Here is a 19,364-nt window from a genome sequence, read left to right as displayed (position 1 = left end):
GCCTATTGGAACACAGGTTGGGTATCAAGTTCCTGGCCTGGCTTAACATTTCTTCATTCTGGCTGCGCAGAAATTTTATACGACTATGTTAGGTTGAGGGGCGTGTCGTTTAATGTTTGGTACAAGATTGAGGTTTTAAAACGCCTGCATTTATCGGTACATTTTACTCTGTTATACACAATGCTCATTTAACAGGATGGTTATATGGCAAATCATGGAGGTAAGTCGGTATTTGTCGCATCTGCGGTGATTATATTCGGCTTGGTTGTTATTGGTGCTGCATTCCCAGAAGGCTTTGGTAATGCAGCCCAAGCAGCGCTCACATCAATTACTGAACTGTTCGGCTGGTTCTACTTATTTTCAGTGTTTGGCTTTGTGGTTTTTCTTATTGGCCTAGCACTGAGCAAGTACGGAAAAGTGCGCCTTGGTCCTCAAGACAGTACGCCCAGCTACAGTTTTTTCTCGTGGATTAGCATGCTGCTGGCTGCAGGGTTCGGCGTTGGGCTGGTGTTCTACGGCATGGCTGAGCCAATGACTCACTATATCAACCCTCCTTATGGCGATGTGCCTGCTGAAACAGACGCTGCCGCGCGCTATGCGATCCAGTACAGCTACTTTAACTGGGGCATCCACCAGTGGGCGGCTTTTTCTGTTGTGGGTTTGATTATTGCCTACTTTCAATTCCGGAAAGGGCAAGCAGGGCTGGTGTCTTCCGTGCTCTCTTCGGTGACGGCTAAACATCCCCGAGTTCGCCCATACGCATCATGGCTGGATATTTTTGCCGTGGTTGCCACCGTTATGGGGGTCGCCACCTCGCTTGGTTTAGGTGTTCTGCAAATGAACGGTGGCCTTAATGCGGTGTTTGGTTTGCCGGAAAATGGCTTTTGGCAGTTTGTCATTCTGTTTGTCATGTTCTGTGCTTATATGGCATCAACATGGTCAGGCTTGGATAAAGGCATTAAACGGTTATCAAACCTAAACATGATTTTATGTATTGGCTTGATGCTTTATGTATTAATCACCGGCCCTACCATTGCTATTTTAGAGACCATTACCCTGGGTATTGGCGATTACCTGCAAAACTTTATCGGTATGAGCCTGCGGATTTCGCCCTACAGCGATAATGAGTGGGCGAGTAGCTGGACTATTTTTTATTGGGCATGGGTCATTGCTTGGTCACCGTTTGTCGGTACCTTTGTGGCGCGTGTTTCCCGCGGTCGCACAATCAAGGAGTATGTCTTTGGCGTATTGTTTGTGCCACCGCTATTAGCCTGTCTATGGATAGGCGTATTTGGCGGTGCCGCGCTTCATTTGGAAATGTCGGGCAGCGATGTTGGGTTGGCTGCTGCTACTGAAGCCAATATTACCGTGGCGCTGTTTGAGATGTTTGAGCTAATGCCCTTTACCGGTGCATTGTCGGTAGTGGCTATGATGCTAATCTTCATTTTCCTGGTGACGTCGGCAGACTCGGCCTCATACATCGTGGCGCAAATGACCGATAATGGTTCCATCAATCCGCCTCTTTATAAGCGCATTATTTGGGGCGTATTGATCGCAGCCATTTGCTTAACGCTGATTGTGGCGGGTGGGCTTTCTGGCCTGCAGTCAGCGGCTGTGCTTTCGGCATTACCGTTTACCTTTATTTTGTATATGATGATTGTGGTGCTGGTTCGCGAGCTGCGGGCTGACCGCAAAGCGATGCTAACGCAGCTATATCGTCGCCACGGGGAAACGCCGGTTGGTGCCGATGCATTTGAAGCAGAGCAGTTAGGCGAAGAAGAACGCCTACGCCGTGCCCCAAGCGTCGTCAACCGCCGCATTAATAGTTGAATTATTCGCTTATTTACAGGGAACGCACACATGGATAACGCGTGCTAATGGCCCGGCAAGGACACCACGGTGCCACTAGAAAACAGCCCAAAAGGGTGGTTTTTGATCGTTGGCTGGATCGTCTTGTCACCGTTGCTGTTATTACAGCGATGGTGGTGGGCATTGCCGCCGTGGTCGCACACTGGTTGCTATGAACCGGATTGCCACGGATGGCAAAAGCAGCAATGATCAGCGTGTCACGCTCGGCTATGCCGGGCGTTTGTTTTTTAATGACCGCCCCCGCTGTTCTAACTACATGCCATTTTATCGTCATTAATTAGCGTTCGTTAAAATGGTGACGATGCCACTACACACTTTTTGAGAGAGCCAGCATGCTGCCTGCTACCCCCGCCAAGGTTGCGCCCACCTACGCATCGCGACGTGAAATATTTGGCTGGGCAATGTTTGATTTTGCCAACCAAGCCTACACCTTGCTCATCATTACCGTCGTGTTTGGAGAGCTTTTCACGACGGTCATTGTAGGTGATCGAGGTGATGGCTTTCGCCTAGCGAATTTTTTGTGGAGTCTCGCGTTAGCGTTGAGCTATCTAATGGTCGTATTAACTGCCCCGCTGTGCGGTGCAGTGATGGATTATCGAGCAGAAAAAAAGCGCTTTTTATTGATAAGTTATCTCGCAACGGTAGCGACTACCGCCATGCTCTATTTTGTTGAGCCTGGCTACGTGGTGGTGGGCCTGCTGTTAATCATACTTTCAAACTATGCTTACTCGATGGGTGAGTCGTTTATCGCCGCTTTTTTGCCGGAGCTAGGGCCTCCTAATGCGCTAGGTAAGATTTCTGGGTTTGGCTGGGCACTTGGCTATATTGGTGGCCTGTTTGCCGCTGGTTTTACGCTGATGGTGTTAGGGGAGGCGACCGCCGATAACTTTGAACGCATACGTTGGGTAGGTCCTTTTGCCGCTGGCTTTTTCTTGGTAGCGGCAATTCCCACCTTCCTGTGGATGAAAGAGCGCGGTGTGCCGCAACCCCATGGCGTTTCCTATCGGCGTATTGCGTTACAGCGTGTTCGGTCGACATTTGCTGAGCTACGCTATTTTAAAGACTTAACGGTCTTTTTAGTGTCGCTGTTATTCTCAATGGCGGGTGTCTACATCATTATTGCGTTTGCCTTTATTTATGGCGCTCAGGTGATTGGTTGGGAAGAGAGCGTGCGCAATATTATGTTTATTATTGTTCAAGTAACGGCCGCGGCAGGGGCGCTGGGGGTTGGGTTTTTACAGGATAAATTGGGCGCCAAGCGCACATATCAAATGACGCTAGCGCTTTGGGTCATTGCTATTGTTTCGATATGGGCGACGCCAGAGCTAACCGACTGGGTCAACAGCCGTTACGCCGTGCAGTGGCAAGCACAGCACGTTTTTCTGGTAGTCGGTTGTCTGGCGGGTCTTAGTCTGGGGTCTAGCCAGTCAGCCAGCAGGGCATTGGTAGGCGTATTTTCGCCACTGGAGAAGTCCGCTGAATTTTTCGGTTTTTGGGGGCTCGCCAATAAACTGGCAGGCGTGTTCGGGATTGTCATGCTGGGCGTTTTGCAAACGCTAATTGGACTGCAAGCGTCTATCCTATTATGTGTAGCACTGTTTATTATCGCGATGCTGATATGTGCTGGCGTTAATGAACAGCGGGGGCGTGATGCTGCACTTGCCTGGGAAAGGAGCGCTTAGCTCGGAGGTGGCATATGAAAACCCTCGCTACGCAACGTGGCGGTATCGTCATAATGCTACTTTTTTGGGTGCTGCTATTGGCCGCTGGCACGTGGCTGTTGGATGGTGGTTTTGAAAAGGTAATGACGCCGAATGTCCATGTGATGTACGCCTCACCTGATGATGGGCCTGTCAATTTAACGCGTAACCGTGCCGGCCATTTTGAAGCGCCGGGAAAAATCAACGGGAAGCCAGTTACCTTTTTGTTAGATACAGGGGCTACCTATGTGGCTGTGCCCGGCAATTTAGCAAGCAAGCTGGGGCTGGAGCCAGGGCGCAGTGCTTGGTTTAACACCGCGAATGGCCGCGCAGAGGGCACGCTGACACAGCTAGATGAGGTTGTGTTGGGCAACATACGCATGAATGATGTACAAGGGTCTATAAGCCCTGGGATGGAAAACGATACCGTCCTGCTTGGTATGAGCTTTCTTAATTTTTTGACGATTGAAATACGCGGTGGAGAAATGGTGCTGAGCCTGCCTGCGGAGTGAATGTTACTTGTATGCATCGAAACGATGTGCTTAGCTAAAAATTCATGGAAGCAAACCCGCTAAGGAGTAGTTATGGGTATTGAAGTAGGTGGATTACTGGGCCTTATCTGGCTGATTATTGTCGTATGGGCCATTGTTAAAGTCGCCAAGAGTTCAGCCGGTGGGCTGGCAAAACTGTTGTGGATTTTGGCGCTATTATTTTTCCCGTTAGTTGGGCTGATTGCTTGGTTTCTACTTGGCCCAAAAGGGTAGTGGGTAACACGCTATTTATAGATAATAAAAAGGCAGACCACTTCTGTGGTCTGCCTTTTTAGTAACCTAGCTATTAGGCTACCTAACGGATCGTAAAGCGGCTTATCACGCAAGCCGTTTTATTCACTTGGTGGCGCTTTATAATGCCCAGGAATCGTCAGTTTCTCTCCATTAGGCAGATCGCGCACTTGAGTGGGTACGTAAACGCGTTTGATAACACTCTTGGTTTTGCTGTTTCCCATATGTCCTCCTGCTGCCAGATTATCGACAGTTAGCAAAGTCACATTAGCGTTTGGCGGTGCAAGAATCAAGGTACCTAGCAGGCAAACCATTACATGGGGGTGGGAAAGAGTTAAGGGGGCAGGCGTTTGAACGGTTTTGAGGTATCCTGGACGATATTGAAACCTGCGGTTATATAGGGTGAGCGGGTGATAACACAAACTGCCTAAGCGGAGTGAGTATAAAGGATGGTAGACCACTTGGAACAGCAATTTCAGGCGCTTGGGGCTCAAGACGCCGTAATGCCTGATTATCCCGATCAAGATCACGTGTTGATTATTGAAGATGACCAGCGCTTGGCAGAGCTGACCCGCGAATACCTGGAGGCAAATGGCTTTCAAGTGACGCTAGAGGCGGATGGTGCAAAGGGCGTGGATCGCATTTTAACGCTTCAGCCTGACTTGGTGATTTTGGACTTAATGTTGCCGGGCGAGGATGGTTTGGCTATCTGTCGTCGTGTTAGGCCAAACTTTGCTGGTCCTATCATGATGCTAACGGCCCGCACCGATGATCTTGATCAGGTGCTGGGTTTGGAAATGGGGGCCGATGACTATGTGCCAAAACCGGTTCAACCTCGTGTACTTCTAGCGCGTATGCGTGCGCTACTTCGTCGTGCCGATGCGCCAGCGCCTGGTGGTGAAATGCGCCTGCGCTTCGAAAATCTCGAGATAGATAACGCAACACGTGAGGCTTGGCTTTCCGGTGAGCGCATCGATCTCACCAGCGCAGAGTTTGATCTACTGTGGCTGGTGGCGAGCAACGCGGGACGCGTATTAACCCGCGAAGAAATTTTCAATGAGCTGCGTGGTATTAAATACGATGGCCAGGATCGTTCAATTGACGTGCGCGTTTCGCGTATTCGTCCCAAAGTAGGCGATGACCCTAACCAGCCGCACCGGATCAAAACAGTGCGAAGCAAAGGCTATCTTTTTGTGAAAGACAGTTAACTAAGAGAGGTTGACCGCATGCGGCGAGTGCTGGGCCACGGTTCTTTTCTGAGATTTTATCTTCTGCTGGGTTTGGCACTGTGCGTTGTGTTTTTTATTGCATTGGGCGGGCGCTCTTTTATTGAGCAGGTTCGCCGTGAAGACTATCGTGAGCAGCTCGCCGCATTACCTATGTCGTTAATGACGCAGCAGTTAGCGTCAAGTCCGGCGGCTGAAAGAGAAGCCATGCTTGCCCGCTTTTCGGAACAGCTCGGTATGCAGCTCTCACTTAAGCGTATTGCGGATGCAGAACTTAACTACTTTGAGCAAGCTCGCGTTGAGCGAGGCACGGTATTAGTTGCCGAAGAGCCCTGGCAGTTGCGGCAACGCATACCCAACGATGAGTGGATGCTCGAAGCAACGTTTGCCGCTTGGAGTGAACGACAGTGGCAGGGCAGCATGGTGCTACTCGGTGAGTGGCTCGCCGGTATGCCTCATAATGCGCGGGCCGACGCGATCACCTCGCTAGACGCGGGTAGCTGGCCGCTTGTGCTGCTTTCAGCGCTGCCCTCTGACCTTACCCCCGAACAGCAGTTTCAACTCGCTCAAGGAGGCGTGTTGACTCGGCTGGTGTCAGATAAGCTTTCATTGATGCTGCTTTACCGGGTGCCTGGTGATAATCAGTGGTTGCAGGCGGGGCCGACCTCTCGTGGTGATACGCTGCCGGTCAATTTGCACCTGCCTTTGCTAGTCGGTTTGATGGTGGTACTTAGCCTAATTATTTACTTAATCATGCGCAGCATTGAAGCTCGTATGGCGCGTTTGGAGCTTGCTGCGACTAGAATCGCCAGCGGGCGCTTAGAAACCCGGGTGAAAGTTGAAAGCGGAGACTTTTTAGGCCGCCTGGGCATGGCATTCAATGGGATGGCGAATCAAGTTCAAAGCTTGCTTAGAGGTCAGCAAGAGATGATTCGCGCGGTCTCTCATGAATTACGCACGCCGGTGGCTCGTATAAGGTTTGCGGTGCAAATGGTTGAAGATATGACCGACCAACCTGCGATACGCCGCCAGCTTCAAGGTATTGATGCTGATATTTCTGAACTAGACGACTTAGTTGATGAAATTCTCACCTATGCCCGCTTGGGGGGGGAGTCTATTAATGGCGTAGAATTAGAAATGGCCTTGGTTGAGTGTCGGGCAATGGCTGAGCGAGTTATTGATACGCTGTCGCCGTTGCACCAAAGCCTATCGTTAACGCTGGATGGTAGTGCCGAAATTGAGTTGTACGCCGAACCTCGCTATTTACAACGAGCCTTGCAGAACTTAGTCAGTAATGCCTGTCGTTATGGTAAGTCCCAAGTGGTGATTCGCCTATGGGATGAGCCTCATCTTGTGCGTATTGATATTGAAGATGATGGGCCAGGCATACCCCCCGAGGCGCGAAGCGATATCTTCAAGCCTTTTGCCCGGCTTGATGACAGCCGCGCACGTAGCTCCGGCGGCTACGGGCTAGGCCTATCCATTGTGCAAAAAATTATGGCAGGCCACGGCGGTAGCGTCACTGTCGATACCAGTCCTTCACTGGGCGGCGCGCGCTTTACCCTGCTGATTCCTCGTCGCGAGTCGCTGGCTTAATGCCTGACAGCACCGCAAATGACGTCTCTTTGGCGGTGCGCAAAAAATCCTGCATCCAAGGCGCTTCTAAATTCTCCTCCCGAATGGCGGCATAAAGCGTACTCCAAATGCCGTTCTCACTCAGTTTTACGGCGCTAACGTAATCCCGCTCTAAATACTCGGTGAGTGCCCAGTTGGGCAGTGCGCAGACGCCTCTACCGCTGGCAACAAGCTGCATCATCATGATGGTAAGCTCCGCGGTGCGAATTTCCTTTGGTCGCACATTGGCAGGAGATAAAAACTGGGTAAACACATCCAGCCGAGAGTGTTCGACCGGGTAGGTGATCAGCGTCTCCTCGGCTAACGCTTGTGGTTCGATAAACGGACGGCCAGCAAAGGCATGCTGTCGAGCAACCGCCAGCAGTCCCTCATAACGAAACAGCGGCGCGTAGTGAACCCCTTCCAGTGGCTGGGGGTCGGCGGTAATCACCAAGTCCAACTGCTCTCTAGCAAGGGCGGGCAGTGGGTCGAAGTGGTGGCCACTGGGGATATCGATTTCCACCTCTGGCCAATGATCGCGAAAATAATCCACCGTTGGCATCAGCCATTGAAAACAGCTGTGGCACTCGATGGCCATGTGTAATCGACCCTGCTCGGTGCCTGCCAAGCGAGCTAAGTCGCGCTCAGCTTTACGCACCTCGGGCAAAATCTCATCTGCCAGGGCTAAGAGGCGAAGTCCCGCTCGGGTAAATTCCACTGGGCGTGTTTTACGCGCAAACAGCGCGCTGTCAACGCGACCTTCCAAGTCTTTTAACTGGTGGGAAAGCGCCGACTGCGTTAGGTGAACCCGCTCAGCAGCCTCCACTAATGAACCGGTTTCCCGAAGGGCGAGTAGCGTGCGGAGATGGCGTAATTCAATCATTGTGAGTATTTTTCATGGTTGATATTAGAAACTTTAGTTTGATTCATTTTTGTGAGGTGAGCAGACTGTGCGAAATCATTCACGTTGATAGGTTTCATCATGACAGTTTCTCATATTCTCGGCTATCCGCGTATTGGCGCTCAGCGCGAACTTAAAAAAGCCACCGAAGCCTATTGGAAAGGTGACGTTTCACGGGAAGCACTTGAAATAACAGGGCAGGCGCTGAGGCTGTCTCACTGGAATACTCAACAAAACGCTGGCCTCGATTTTGTTAGCGTTGGCGATTTTGCGTTTTATGATCAAGTGCTTAATGTTTCCGTCATGCTAGGAGCGGTGCCCGCGCGTTTTAATGCTCAGCAGGAAATCAGTGCAGGCAACGTCGATTTGGATACCGCGTTTCGCATGGCCCGTGGCCGTGCGCCAAGCGGCACGCCCGTAGCTGCTTGTGAAATGACCAAGTATTTTGATACCAACTACCACTACCTAGTACCTGAGCTGCATGAGGGGCAGGCGTTTACGCTAGCGTCTGACCGCTTATTTAATGAAGTTGATGAAGCCTTACAAGCAGGCTTTACGCCGAAAGTGACGCTAACCGGCCCGCTTACTTGGCTATGGCTGGGTAAGACCAAAGGCAGCGAGTTTGACCGGCTGAGCCTGTTAGACAGCGTGTTGGATGTGTATAGCGAAATTCTGGCACGTCTAGCCACCCAAGGTATTGAGTGGGTGCAGCTTGACGAGCCTGCTCTGGTGCAAGATCTGCCGTTGGCGTGGCAGCAGGCGTATGAGCGTGCCTATCATCGCCTGCAATCGGCACAATTGAAGCTACTTGTTGCAACATACTTTGGTGCGCTGGGTGATAACCTTTCGCTAACCACTCGCCTGCCAGTGGCTGGGTTGCATATTGATGCTGTGCGTGCGCCGGGTCAGGTAGAGAGCGTGATTGATCGTTTAAGCCCTCATCAAGTGCTTTCAATTGGCTTAGTCGATGGCCGTAATATTTGGCGTGCTGATTTGGCAGCCCTACGTGAGCGTTTGCTGCCCTTAAAAGTGCGTTTAGGGCAGCGGTTATGGCTGGCGCCCAGCTGTTCGTTGCTGCACGTGCCGGTAGACTTGTCCCAAGAAACCGAGCTAGATAGCGAGCTGGTGGGCTGGCTAGCATTTGCTCGGCAAAAACTAGATGAGGTGGTGACCCTCGCTCGGCTCATTGATAACCGAACAACGCCCATTGATGAGCAGCGGGTGAGCGAGGCAACATATGCTCTGGATAAGCGTCGGGAATCAACCCGAATTCATCAGCCTGCTGTCAGCTCACGTCTAGCAGCAATAACGCCTCAAGAGAGCCAACGCCAATCACCTTATGCTGCCCGCGCAGCAACACAGCGCAGAGCGCTTGCGTTACCGCTGTTTCCCACCACCACCATTGGCTCTTTTCCACAAACAGATGAGATACGCGCTGCTCGTCGGGCATTTAAAGCCGGTGAACTGAGCCAAACGGATTATGAAGCCCGCATGCGTGAAGAAATTGCCTTCGTCGTAGAGCGCCAGCAAGCACTAGGGCTTGATGTGCCTGTCCATGGTGAGGCTGAACGTAATGACATGGTGGAGTACTTTGGTGAGCAGTTAGAAGGCTTTGCCTTTACGCGCTTTGGCTGGGTACAAAGTTATGGCTCTCGTTGTGTGAAACCACCGATTATTTTTGGTGATGTCACCCGACCAGTACCAATGACAGTGAAGTGGAGCGAATATGCCCAATCGCTCACGGATAAGCCCATGAAAGGCATGCTGACAGGGCCAGTGACGATTTTGCAGTGGTCGTTTGTGCGTGATGATCAACCTCGCGCAACCACCTGCCGCCAGATCGCCCTGGCGCTGCGTGACGAAGTATTGGATTTGGAAAAAGCCGGTATTCGGATCATTCAAATTGACGAGCCTGCGCTACGTGAGGGTTTACCGCTGCGTCATCATGAATGGCAGGGTTATTTAGATTGGGCGGTAGAAAGCTTTCAGCTAAGCGCTGCGGGCGTGAAGGATAGCACCCAAATTCACACTCATATGTGCTATTCGGAGTTTAACGACATCATTGGTGCCATCGCTGCGCTAGATGCGGATGTGATCACTATTGAAACGTCACGTTCTGATATGGAGCTGCTGGACGCTTTCCAGGATTTTGCATACCCGAACGAAATTGGACCAGGGGTTTATGATATCCACACGCCCAATATTCCGGATGTCGCGTGGATGGTGGCGCTGATGGAAAAAGCGTTGGAGAAAATCCCTGCCGAGCGGCTGTGGGTGAATCCTGATTGTGGTCTGAAAACCCGCGGCTGGGCAGAAGTGGAGCCTGCATTGGCGAATATGGTGGAAGCTGCCAATCAACTGCGTCAGCGTTATGCGTAAAAACGATAGGCGGCACGCGATAGAACCAGCATTAACCGATCACCCGCTAGACAAGCAAGTAAGTAGGGGGGGTAAAAGTTAATTCTGAACACAGGTACTTCTGAACACAGGTACTTCTGAACACAGGTACTTCTGAACATAGATACTTGTCATTTAAGCCCCGCTGCACAGGCAGCGGGGCTTGTTGTTTATCTAGCTGTTTGATAGCTAGCTTTTTGAGGCGTAGGCATAGAGCAGTGTTTCCTGGGCGCTGATTGCGTCGCCATTGCCAGGATCTTGCAGTTGATAGCTACCGTCGCTTTTTAGTAGCCAGCTTTGGCAGTTATCGACCAGGTATGTCTCCAAGTCTTTACGTACCCGTGTGGCAAGCTTTTTATCCAGTAGCGGGAAACAGGTTTCTACGCGATGGAACATATTGCGTGACATAAAATCGGCGCTTGAGCACCAGGTTTCTGGTTTGCCGTCGTTATGAAAATGGAAAACGCGGGTATGTTCTAAAAAGCGCCCAATAATCGACCGGACACGGATATTTTCCGAAACTCCCTCGATACCGGGTTTCAAACAGCACATGCCACGAATGATCAGATCGCACTCTACGCCTGCTTGCGAGGCGCGATAAAGTGCTTTGATCAGCTTGGGCTCTGTTAGCGAATTGCACTTAATAATAATGTGCCCACGCTTACCTCTAAGTGCTACCTGAGCCTCACGGTCAATCATTTCGACTAATCGCTCGTGAAGCGTAAAGGGGGCGTGGAGCAATGTGTCGATCTTGCGCGCGCGGCCCATGCCGGACAGCTGCTGAAACACCTTGTGCACGTCGGCGCATAGCGCTTTATTGGCAGTCAGCAGGCTGTAATCGGTATACAGCTTTGCGGTTTTAGAGTGGTAGTTGCCAGTGCCTAAATGCGCATAGTGGCGTAGCTCGCCTTTTTCACGCCGAACGATATGCAGCATTTTGGCGTGGGTTTTATAGGCCATAATGCCATAAATCACTATAGCGCCGGCTTCTTGCAGGCGTGATGCCAGCTGCAGGTTGTCGGCCTCATCGAAACGCGCCCGCAGCTCAATAACGACGGTAACTTCCTTGCCTTGGCTGGCGGCATCGACCAGAGCACTCACAATCGTTGAATCAGCGCCAGTGCGGTATAGCGTCTGCTTGATTGCCAGTACGTCCGGGTCGCGGGCGGCCTCACGCAGTAGGTCTTCAATAGGCGAAAAGGACTGGAACGGGTGGTGGAGCAAAATATCGCTTTTGGCAATGGCGCTAAATAGGCTGCCACCTTTCAATGCTTTTGGCACGCTAGGCGAATAAGGGCGATAGAGCAGCTCAGGCCGGTCGACATCACCTAGTACAGCCATCATACGGGTTAAATTCACTGGCCCTTGAACACGGTACAAGTCACTGCTTTCTAACTCAAACTGGCGTAACAAAAAGCTGATTAAGTCATCTGGGCAATTGTCGGCAACTTCAAGCCGAACACCGCTGCCATAACGGCGGGCTAATAGCTCGCCGCGTAGCGCGGACGCCAAGTCTGAGACCTCTTCTGGGTCGACGGTCATATCGGCATTGCGGGTCAGTCGGAACTGATAACAACCGCGCACACGCATCCCAGGGAATAGTTCCTCTGCATGAGCGTGAATCATCGACGATAGGAAAATATACTCGGAGAAGCCTTCTGCACACAGCGCTTTAGGCAGTGCCATCAAACGAGGCAGTGAGCGAGGTGCGGGAAGTATTGCCATGCCACCAGCACGCCCAAAGGCGTCCTTCCCTTCTAGTTCAACAATGAAGTTGAGGCTTTTATTAACCAAGCGTGGGAACGGGTGGGAAGGGTCTAGGCCAATGGGGCTGATGACCGGCATGATCTCGTTATCAAAAAAATCTTTAACCCAGGCTTTCTGCTCATCGGTCCACTGATCGCGACGGCGAAAGCGTAGCCCCTGGGCTTCCAATGCGGGCAGCAGCGTTTCGTTCAATATTTGATATTGACGGGCAATTTGCTGATGTGCGATTTCCGAGATTTCTGCCAGTACAGCTTTGGGTAAGCGGCCATCTGCGGCGGTGGTATCGTCACCTAACGCCATTTGGTGTTTAAGTCCGGCGACTCTTATCTCAAAAAACTCATCCATATTGGATGAAAATATCAGCAGAAACATCAGCCGATTGAGTAGCGGGTGCGCATCATCCAGGGCCTGTTCAAGCACCCGGATATTGAATTGCAAATGAGAAAGCTCACGATTGAAATAAAGCTGCGGGTCGTCAAGATCCGCTTCCAAATGAGACTCTTTCGCGTGAACTCCGGTGGGCGTACGATTGATGCGCAATGGCAAAACTTCTCCTTCGCCACTCGTTGACTCGCTAGAAAATACTGGCGTGGAATCTGCTGATTGATCGTCCATGGTTGCCCCCGGTAGTGGTTCATACCCATCATAGCGTGATAGCTCATGTTAATAACTATCGTTAATAGGAGTATGCCGGGAAAAGATGACAAACAAGTGTCACCGGTTTGTCATCTTTGAGGCCTGACCCCTTAAGCTAACGCTGTAACAAGCGTGCTGCTTCTAACGCAAAATAGGTCAAAATCCCATCGGCACCTGCTCGCTTGAAGCACATCAGTGATTCAAGAATTACTGGTTCGGCTTCAAGCCAGCCGTTATCGAAAGCGGCGCGATGCATGGCGTACTCACCGCTGACTTGGTAAGCGAACGTTGGTACTTGAAGCTCGCTTTTTACGCGGCGTACGATATCTAAGTAAGGCATGCCGGGTTTTACCATCACCATATCAGCACCTTCGGCGATATCCATAGCCACTTCATGCAGCGCTTCATCACTATTGGCAGGATCCATTTGATAGGTGCGTTTGTCTGCTTTGCCAAGATTAGCGGCAGATCCGACCGCGTCACGGAAGGGGCCGTAATACTTAGAGGCATACTTAGCGCTATACGCCATAATACGCACATTATGCAGGTGTTCTTGCTCTAACACTTGGCGGATGGCACCGATGCGGCCATCCATCATATCGGAAGGGGCCACTACATCGGCACCTGCCTCGGCGTGGGAGAGCGCCTGTTTAAGTAGCGTATCTACTGTGCGGTCATTCTGCACATAGCCGTGTTGATCGAGAATGCCGTCCTGACCATGACTAGTATAGGGGTCAAGGGCGACATCGGTAATAATGCCAAGCTCAGGTAGCGCTTCTTTTAGCGCCCGCACGCTGCGCTGGACAAGGCCGCTCGCGTTATAAGCCTCCTCTGCTAACTCGCTTTTTTGCTCTGCACCGATAACAGGGAAGAGAGCCAGGGCAGGAATACCCAGCGCGTAGGCCTCTCGGGCCTGCTCAATTAGCAGGTCAATCGAAAGACGCTCAACACCGGGCATTGAGGCAACCGCTTCGCGTTGATTTTCGCCTTCCAGCACAAAGACCGGCAAAATCAAGTCGCTGGGCGTTAGCGTCGACTCCTGCATTAAGCGACGGGAGAAATCGTCGCGACGCATACGGCGAAGACGGGTAGCAGGGAAATGGCGGGGAGCAGAGGTGTTCAACGGCTTTCTCCAAACAATCGCATAGACAATCGCGTAGTGGGTGCCCTAAAAGGCTTAACGTGAGTATATCAGTCTCGCACTGCAGCGAAAGCAGGGTTGTGATAGCTAGCTTGTAGTGGCTTTATAGACTGACTAAAGTGAGTCACTCAGCGACGCTAAGTGGCGACGATTTAACAGCGATAATAAGCGCTACGATAAGGAGATAAGCATGACCAAACAGGTAGCAATCGTATTAGCAGGCTGCGGCGTTTTTGATGGTTCTGAAATCTATGAAACAACGCTAACGCTGCTGCGCCTTGATCAGTTAGGGATTGGCTATCGCTGCTTTGCGCCGGATGTCGCTCAGCATCATGTTATTAACCACTTAACTCAAGAGCCTGTAGAAGGCGAACAGCGAAATGTACTGCAGGAGTCGGCGCGCCTTGCGCGTGGTGATGTTAGTCCGATTACTGAGCTAGATGCCGATGATTTTGATGCGGTTATTGTGCCTGGTGGGTTTGGTGTCGCTAAAAACCTGTCTGATTTTGCCGATCAGGGCGATAACATGCAGGTTCTTGAGAGCGTAAAAGAGGCGCTGATAGGTTTTAAAGAAGAGGCTAAGCCCATTGGCTTGATGTGTATTGCTCCTGTTTTGGTCCCGCGCCTGCTTGGCGAGGGAGTCGCAGTGACCATTGGTCATGATCCGGGGGTTTCTGGAGCCATTAGTGCGATGGGTGGCTTGCATCGCAGTTGCGGCGTAGAAGACATTGTGGTGGATCATGAACATCGGGTGGTAACGACGCCTGCCTATATGCTGGCGACCCGAATCAGCGAGGCAGCGACAGGTATCTTTAAGTTGGTAGACCGCATTGATGAAATGATGGGCTAGCGCTTACTGAGTAACCGGCTTCTCGTATGAAAAGCAAAAAGCCTCTGTCATTTTTCAATGGCAGAGGCTTTTTTTGAGCAGTGTGTCGCGTGTGATAGCGCTGTTAAGTCTCTTGTTCCTCAGCGTCATCAGCCTTTGCCTTGCGGCGTACCAATCGGCCAAACAATAGCCCCACTTCATAGAGCAGATACATCGGTATGGCCAACAAACTTTGAGAAATAATATCGGGTGGGGTAAGCAGCATGCCCACCACAAAGCAGCCTAAAATAATGTACGGGCGTTTTTTAGAAAGGCTTTCAACCGTGGTCGCGCCAGACAGTATCAGCAGGAACGTCGCGATGGGGATTTCAAATGCGACACCAAAGGCGAAAAACAGCTTCAGTACAAAATTCAGGTACTGGTTAATATCGGTCATTACCGCAACGTCTTCCGGCCCGGTTTGGGTGAAAAACTCAAATAGCAGCGGAAATACCACGTAATAAGCAAAGGCCGCTCCTGCGTAAAATAGCGCTATGCTGGAGACCAGAATAGGAATGGCGAGTGCTTTTTCGTTATCGTAAAGCCCTGGTGCTACAAACGCCCATGCTTGGTGCAGCACAAAGGGGATAGCAATAAAGACGGCGACTACCAGCGTTAGTTTAAAGGGGGCCAGGAAAGGTGAGGCCACTTCGGTGGCGATCATCTGTGAGCCTTCCGGCAACAATGCCATTAATGGCTCAGCCACAAAGCTGTAGATATCATTGGCAAAGGCGTAAAGGCCAAGAAACACGACTAATATAACCACGACCGCTTTCATCAGCCGCGAGCGTAGTTCAATCAGGTGCTCAATAAGAGGCGCTTGGCCTTGGTCTTTACGCGGCTCTTGCGAATCGCCAGACATGCTCATTGGTGATTGCTATCCTTTGTAAGATCAGCCTTTTTAATATCCGCCTGCTTAGCATTAGCCTTGCTAGGCGCATTCTCGCCGCTAGGATTAACCGCACGCAGCTCATCGGTAGCACTTTGATGAGGCGTTGAAGAAGAAGCTGCTGGCGTGTCTTCGCGTACTGTTTGCAAGGCATCATCTAACCGGGCGCTAGCGTTGGCAACCCGCTGCTCGGTCTCGTTTTGGGTGGCCGGTGTAGAAGCGCTTGAAGAGCTGGAAGAAGAGGGGGCGTCGGCAATGCTCTCAACATCCTGCTTGGCTTTTTTGAGGCTGTCATCGAGCTTTTTCTGTTGCTCGTTGAGTTTTTGACGCAACTCCTCTGCTTCCAACTGAGCGCTGATTTCACGCTGCATACCGGATACCGTACGCTTGATTTTGCCGATCCACATACCTGCTGTGCGAGCGGCTCTCGGCAGGCGCTCTGGGCCAAGCACCAGAAGCCCGACGATACCAATCAGCATCAGTTCAAGAAAGCCGATATCCAGCATGGGTTATTTGCGCTCTTCGTTACGTTCTGTGGGGCGTTCTTCGGCGGCACGCTTCTCTTCTGCTTGAACGTCGTAGGTGTTACCAGCCTCTTCGTGGCTTACTTTCGCCTGAGGTTGGTCGACATCTTTTTTATCGCCATCTTTCTCTTCTTCGTTAATGGCCTTCTTAAAGCCTTTGACTGCACCGCCTAAGTCGGTGCCCACATTACGCAGTTTCTTGGTGCCGAAAATTAGGATGATAATGCCCAGAACAATCAGCAACTGCCAAATACTGATACCACCTAACATATGCATTTCCTCATCAGTGCAGGTTAACGTTGTGTGCGGGACGCTTTTTCGTCATGACCAGAAATACCAAACCGCCGTGCTAGCTCATCTAAAACGCGCTGATGATCCAGTTCAAGGTGCGACAGCATCACCAAACTATGAAACCACAGGTCGGCGGTTTCAGCGATCAATGCTTGATGCGCCTGCTCGCCACCGTGCTCGGCATCCTTAGCAGCCAAAATTGTTTCGGTCGCCTCTTCGCCGACTTTTTCGAGTATCTTGTTCAAACCCTTATGATGCAAGGAGGCAACATAAGAATCTTCTGCACAAGCATGACGGCGCTGCTTTAAGACCTCGGCGAGTGCATCTAGCACTTGCGTCGTCTGGGTAGAATCAGTCATAGGCATCCTTTTATCAATCATCACAGCGCTTTCGCCAAAGACCAGCACTTTCGTCAAAGGCCAACATTGAGGCGCTTTATCTTACTGCCAGGTTGTTTCATTGCCATAGTAGCAACAGCAAGCCTACTCCCGCAGCTGCTAAAACAGGCCATTCTTGAGCCGATGCCCAGCTGCTTAGCGGCTGGCAAGCTAGGGCAATGGCAATCAGGATGAGGCCGATACGCAGCCGATAATGACGTTTATGCTGGCGCGTCAGCTGCTGGTGAACAGCACTAATAGAGGTCACTTGCTGATGACGCTGACGGTGCTCATGTTCCATTCGGCTCAGCGCCTGGTGCGCTAACACGGGCAGCTCAGGCAACTGATGGGAAAGCTCCGGTGCCTGGCGTTTGAGCGACTCCCAAAGCCCGCCGATACCCGCACGCTGTTTCATCCACTTTTCTAGATATGGCTTGGCGGTGCTCCACAAATCCAGGTCAGGATAAAGCTGACGGCCCAGCCCTTCGATGTTAAGCAGCGTTTTTTGCAACAATACCAGCTGTGGCTGTACTTCCATATTAAAACGCCGTGCCGTTTGAAACAGCCCTAACAGCACCTGCCCAAAAGAAATATCTTTTAGGGGCTTTTCAAGAATGGGCTCGCATACGGTACGAATAGCTGCTGCGAATTCGTTGGCGCGCGTGTTTTCACCCACCCAGCCAGACTCGATATGTAAAGCCGCTACTTCGTAATAGTCTTGATGGAAAAACGCTAGTAAGTTGCGCGCAAGGTAGTCCTGATCTTCTCGGGTAAGGCTCCCCACGATGCCGCAGTCGATGGCGATGTACTGTGGATCTTCAGGGTCATCGCAGTTAACAAAGATATTGCCGGGGTGCATATCGGCATGGAAGAAGTTATCGCGGAAGACCTGGGTGAAGAAGATTTCTACGCCGCGCTCAGCCAGCTTCTTAAGATTGGTGCCACGGGCAATAAGGGTGTCTAAGTCAGCCACCGGTACGCCGCGAATACGCTCTTGCACCATGACATGGCGGCGGGTGTATGGCCAATAGATCGTCGGTACAAACAGCAGCGGTGAATCTTTGAAGTTACGCTTGAGTTGCGACGTGTTTGCCGCTTCTTTGTAGAGATCAAGTTCGTCAAACAGTGTGGCTTCGTAATCGCGGATCACTTCTACAGGGCGTAAGCGTTTTGCGTCAGGCACTTTACCCAGCAGTTTGGCGATTTGATACATCAGCGCCATATCCTGGCGCATAATGCGGTCGATGCCGGGGCGAATAATTTTGACGACTACATCTTCACCGCTATGCAGCGTTGCCGCATGCACCTGGGCAATCGATGCAGAGGCGAGAGGGGTTCGGTCAAAGGTAGCGAATGCCTCAATCAGCGACATTTCAAGCTCTTTTTCGACCCGTGCGGCAGCTAATTCGCCAGGGAAAGGGGGCACTTGGTCTTGCAGTCGTTTTAATTCATCGGCGATATCTTCGGGCAATAGATCTCGACGGGTCGAGAGCATTTGGCCAAATTTAATAAAAATCGGCCCAAGCGCTTCCAAAGCTAGGCGCAATCGCTCGCCGCGGCTGCGCTGCCCAACGGGAAACAGCTTTAGAGGAGAAAGCGTCATTAAGATACGCAGCCAGAACGGTAGCCGCTCAATGGGTATCAACGTATCTAAACGATGGCGAGCGACTATCCAAGAAATCTTCAATAACCGCAGACTCATTAGTGCGGCTCCTCAGGGTGCAACTGCTCGGTCGGCGTGGCTGTTAACTGTGTCAAACGCTTATGCAGGCGATTGAGCCTGGCTTCCAGGCGGTCGGTTGCGATCTCAAGTTCGGTCAAGTGATCTCGAAGCACATTGCGCTGTTGGCGGCCGGGTAATAAGCGGGCTTCTTCAAATACGTATTCAGAAACGTCTTGCAGCAGCTCGTCTTTCGCCCTTAGCCCCCAGCGGGTGGCGCGGCGGATACCTTCGGCCAGTGAATGGGCGGGCATATCACCCAACCAACGAGCTAGCTCGCCTTCCCAGTCGATATCCAGATCAAAGAGCAGGTCACGGGTGGCTTCTAATAGGTGAATGCGGCCACGTACAGAAAGCTTGCCATCAAACATCAACCGCTCAATGGAGGCTCCGCTTAACCATTCAGAGAGCGTTTCCGGAGTAAGCTCAACGATGGCGTCGACGTCGGTTTCATCTAGATCATCGCCACGCAGCAGATCAATCCCCGCATGGTGGTAGTGCAGTACCAACTGAAGGTGAGGCTTTTCCAGCCTTACCAGTAGTCGACTACCCGCTAACGCGGACAAGCGCGCAGGCGAGGCCGGATCGCGGGCAAGCAAGGCATTCAACGTGCGTTCACATCCGGCCAGCAACAGGGTCGGGGTGACTAGCATGCTGACCTC

At 51.5% G+C, this 19,364-nt stretch carries 19 protein-coding genes; 9 read left to right on the top strand and 10 right to left on the bottom strand.

Going from position 1 to position 19,364, the window contains the following annotated elements:
• Positions 1-204 precede the first annotated feature (204 nt).
• From REH51_RS05740 to REH51_RS05720, 5 genes are all read left to right on the top strand, one after another.
• The gene (locus tag REH51_RS05740) at positions 205-1,830 is read left to right on the top strand and encodes a BCCT family transporter (RefSeq protein WP_009724856.1); all 1,626 of its coding nucleotides are present in this window, start codon (positions 205-207) and stop codon (positions 1,828-1,830) included.
• A gap of 47 nt (positions 1,831-1,877) precedes the next feature.
• The gene (locus tag REH51_RS05735) at positions 1,878-2,024 is read left to right on the top strand and encodes a hypothetical protein (protein WP_009724855.1); all 147 of its coding nucleotides are present in this window, start codon (positions 1,878-1,880) and stop codon (positions 2,022-2,024) included.
• A gap of 177 nt (positions 2,025-2,201) precedes the next feature.
• Complete coding sequence (locus REH51_RS05730; RefSeq protein ID WP_498937140.1) at positions 2,202-3,551, top strand: MFS transporter; 1,350 nt, start codon at positions 2,202-2,204, stop codon at positions 3,549-3,551.
• Positions 3,552-3,565: 14 nt separating this feature from the next.
• Complete coding sequence (locus tag REH51_RS05725; RefSeq protein WP_009724852.1) at positions 3,566-4,081, top strand: retropepsin-like aspartic protease family protein; 516 nt, start codon at positions 3,566-3,568, stop codon at positions 4,079-4,081.
• Between the two features lie 72 nt (positions 4,082-4,153).
• Complete coding sequence (locus REH51_RS05720; protein WP_009724851.1) at positions 4,154-4,333, top strand: PLDc N-terminal domain-containing protein; 180 nt, start codon at positions 4,154-4,156, stop codon at positions 4,331-4,333.
• Positions 4,334-4,452: 119 nt separating this feature from the next.
• Here REH51_RS05720 and REH51_RS05715 read toward each other — a convergent pair whose 3' ends face one another.
• Positions 4,453-4,575: a hypothetical protein gene (locus REH51_RS05715; protein ID WP_009724850.1), complete on the bottom strand. Its 123-nt coding sequence runs from the start codon at positions 4,573-4,575 to the stop codon at positions 4,453-4,455.
• A 225-nt stretch (positions 4,576-4,800) separates the two neighbouring features.
• Here REH51_RS05715 and REH51_RS05710 point away from each other — a divergent pair, with 225 nt between their 5' ends.
• Together REH51_RS05710 and REH51_RS05705 are read left to right on the top strand one after the other, a co-directional pair.
• The gene (locus REH51_RS05710; RefSeq protein ID WP_498937138.1) at positions 4,801-5,559 is read left to right on the top strand and encodes a response regulator; all 759 of its coding nucleotides are present in this window, start codon (positions 4,801-4,803) and stop codon (positions 5,557-5,559) included.
• 18 nt (positions 5,560-5,577) lie between these two features.
• Positions 5,578-7,173, top strand: coding sequence for an ATP-binding protein (locus REH51_RS05705; RefSeq protein ID WP_009724848.1), 1,596 nt, complete (start codon positions 5,578-5,580; stop codon positions 7,171-7,173).
• On the opposite strand, the gene REH51_RS05700 is transcribed toward REH51_RS05705, so the two are convergent.
• Positions 7,136-8,074, bottom strand: coding sequence for a LysR family transcriptional regulator (locus tag REH51_RS05700; RefSeq protein ID WP_009724847.1), 939 nt, complete (start codon positions 8,072-8,074; stop codon positions 7,136-7,138). The two genes, REH51_RS05705 and REH51_RS05700, sit on opposite strands and share 38 nt — an antisense overlap.
• A 99-nt stretch (positions 8,075-8,173) precedes the next feature.
• Here REH51_RS05700 and metE point away from each other — a divergent pair, with 99 nt between their 5' ends.
• Complete coding sequence (metE, locus tag REH51_RS05695; protein WP_498937136.1) at positions 8,174-10,471, top strand: 5-methyltetrahydropteroyltriglutamate--homocysteine S-methyltransferase; 2,298 nt, start codon at positions 8,174-8,176, stop codon at positions 10,469-10,471.
• Positions 10,472-10,678: 207 nt separating this feature from the next.
• Here metE and ppk1 read toward each other — a convergent pair whose 3' ends face one another.
• Together ppk1 and hemB are read right to left on the bottom strand one after the other, a co-directional pair.
• Positions 10,679-12,871 (bottom strand): polyphosphate kinase 1, encoded by a 2,193-nt coding sequence (ppk1, locus tag REH51_RS05690; RefSeq protein ID WP_009724844.1) that lies wholly within the window; start codon positions 12,869-12,871, stop codon positions 10,679-10,681.
• 136 nt (positions 12,872-13,007) lie between these two features.
• Positions 13,008-14,015: a porphobilinogen synthase gene (gene hemB, locus REH51_RS05685; RefSeq protein WP_009724843.1), complete on the bottom strand. Its 1,008-nt coding sequence runs from the start codon at positions 14,013-14,015 to the stop codon at positions 13,008-13,010.
• A gap of 208 nt (positions 14,016-14,223) precedes the next feature.
• Between hemB and elbB the strand changes: the two genes are divergently transcribed.
• The gene (elbB, locus tag REH51_RS05680; protein WP_009724842.1) at positions 14,224-14,883 is read left to right on the top strand and encodes an isoprenoid biosynthesis glyoxalase ElbB; all 660 of its coding nucleotides are present in this window, start codon (positions 14,224-14,226) and stop codon (positions 14,881-14,883) included.
• A gap of 103 nt (positions 14,884-14,986) precedes the next feature.
• On the opposite strand, the gene tatC is transcribed toward elbB, so the two are convergent.
• The 6 genes from tatC to REH51_RS05650 all read right to left on the bottom strand — a co-directional run bounded on the left by tatC (position 14,987) and on the right by REH51_RS05650 (position 19,355).
• The gene (gene tatC / locus REH51_RS05675; protein ID WP_009724841.1) at positions 14,987-15,769 is read right to left on the bottom strand and encodes a twin-arginine translocase subunit TatC; all 783 of its coding nucleotides are present in this window, start codon (positions 15,767-15,769) and stop codon (positions 14,987-14,989) included.
• Complete coding sequence (gene tatB / locus REH51_RS05670) at positions 15,766-16,296, bottom strand: Sec-independent protein translocase protein TatB (protein WP_009724840.1); 531 nt, start codon at positions 16,294-16,296, stop codon at positions 15,766-15,768. The genes tatC and tatB overlap by 4 nt, the downstream gene beginning before the upstream one ends.
• Before the next feature lie 3 nt (positions 16,297-16,299).
• Positions 16,300-16,584 (bottom strand): Sec-independent protein translocase subunit TatA, encoded by a 285-nt coding sequence (gene tatA, locus REH51_RS05665; protein WP_009724839.1) that lies wholly within the window; start codon positions 16,582-16,584, stop codon positions 16,300-16,302.
• A 23-nt stretch (positions 16,585-16,607) separates the two neighbouring features.
• Positions 16,608-16,964: a phosphoribosyl-ATP diphosphatase gene (locus REH51_RS05660; protein WP_009724838.1), complete on the bottom strand. Its 357-nt coding sequence runs from the start codon at positions 16,962-16,964 to the stop codon at positions 16,608-16,610.
• 97 nt (positions 16,965-17,061) lie between these two features.
• Positions 17,062-18,684, bottom strand: a complete 1,623-nt coding sequence (gene ubiB, locus REH51_RS05655) for a ubiquinone biosynthesis regulatory protein kinase UbiB (protein ID WP_498937134.1) — start codon at positions 18,682-18,684, stop codon at positions 17,062-17,064.
• The gene (locus REH51_RS05650; protein WP_009724836.1) at positions 18,684-19,355 is read right to left on the bottom strand and encodes a ubiquinone biosynthesis accessory factor UbiJ; all 672 of its coding nucleotides are present in this window, start codon (positions 19,353-19,355) and stop codon (positions 18,684-18,686) included. Before REH51_RS05650 ends, ubiB begins: the two co-directional genes overlap by 1 nt.
• Positions 19,356-19,364: the final 9 nt, after the last annotated feature.

This window comes from Halomonas bluephagenesis (genome assembly GCF_054790765.1).
Note: the sequence above shows the minus strand (reverse complement) of the source record. Positions and strands in the feature narration are given on the sequence as shown.

Excerpts from the sequence above, each read along its gene's own strand:
- REH51_RS05740 (WP_009724856.1), top strand. The coding sequence starts at position 205 with ATGGCAAATCATGGAGGTAAGTCGGTATTTGTCGCATCTGCGGTGATT.
- REH51_RS05735 (WP_009724855.1), top strand. The coding sequence starts at position 1,878 with ATGGCCCGGCAAGGACACCACGGTGCCACTAGAAAACAGCCCAAAAGG.
- REH51_RS05730 (WP_498937140.1), top strand. The coding sequence starts at position 2,202 with ATGCTGCCTGCTACCCCCGCCAAGGTTGCGCCCACCTACGCATCGCGA.
- REH51_RS05725 (WP_009724852.1), top strand. The coding sequence starts at position 3,566 with ATGAAAACCCTCGCTACGCAACGTGGCGGTATCGTCATAATGCTACTT.
- REH51_RS05720 (WP_009724851.1), top strand. The coding sequence starts at position 4,154 with ATGGGTATTGAAGTAGGTGGATTACTGGGCCTTATCTGGCTGATTATT.
- REH51_RS05715 (WP_009724850.1), bottom strand. The coding sequence starts at position 4,575 with ATGGGAAACAGCAAAACCAAGAGTGTTATCAAACGCGTTTACGTACCC.
- REH51_RS05710 (WP_498937138.1), top strand. The coding sequence starts at position 4,801 with ATGGTAGACCACTTGGAACAGCAATTTCAGGCGCTTGGGGCTCAAGAC.
- REH51_RS05705 (WP_009724848.1), top strand. The coding sequence starts at position 5,578 with ATGCGGCGAGTGCTGGGCCACGGTTCTTTTCTGAGATTTTATCTTCTG.
- REH51_RS05700 (WP_009724847.1), bottom strand. The coding sequence starts at position 8,074 with ATGATTGAATTACGCCATCTCCGCACGCTACTCGCCCTTCGGGAAACC.
- metE (WP_498937136.1), top strand. The coding sequence starts at position 8,174 with ATGACAGTTTCTCATATTCTCGGCTATCCGCGTATTGGCGCTCAGCGC.
- ppk1 (WP_009724844.1), bottom strand. The coding sequence starts at position 12,871 with ATGGACGATCAATCAGCAGATTCCACGCCAGTATTTTCTAGCGAGTCA.
- elbB (WP_009724842.1), top strand. The coding sequence starts at position 14,224 with ATGACCAAACAGGTAGCAATCGTATTAGCAGGCTGCGGCGTTTTTGAT.
- tatC (WP_009724841.1), bottom strand. The coding sequence starts at position 15,769 with ATGAGCATGTCTGGCGATTCGCAAGAGCCGCGTAAAGACCAAGGCCAA.
- tatB (WP_009724840.1), bottom strand. The coding sequence starts at position 16,296 with ATGCTGGATATCGGCTTTCTTGAACTGATGCTGATTGGTATCGTCGGG.
- tatA (WP_009724839.1), bottom strand. The coding sequence starts at position 16,584 with ATGTTAGGTGGTATCAGTATTTGGCAGTTGCTGATTGTTCTGGGCATT.
- REH51_RS05660 (WP_009724838.1), bottom strand. The coding sequence starts at position 16,964 with ATGACTGATTCTACCCAGACGACGCAAGTGCTAGATGCACTCGCCGAG.
- ubiB (WP_498937134.1), bottom strand. The coding sequence starts at position 18,684 with ATGAGTCTGCGGTTATTGAAGATTTCTTGGATAGTCGCTCGCCATCGT.
- REH51_RS05650 (WP_009724836.1), bottom strand. The coding sequence starts at position 19,355 with ATGCTAGTCACCCCGACCCTGTTGCTGGCCGGATGTGAACGCACGTTG.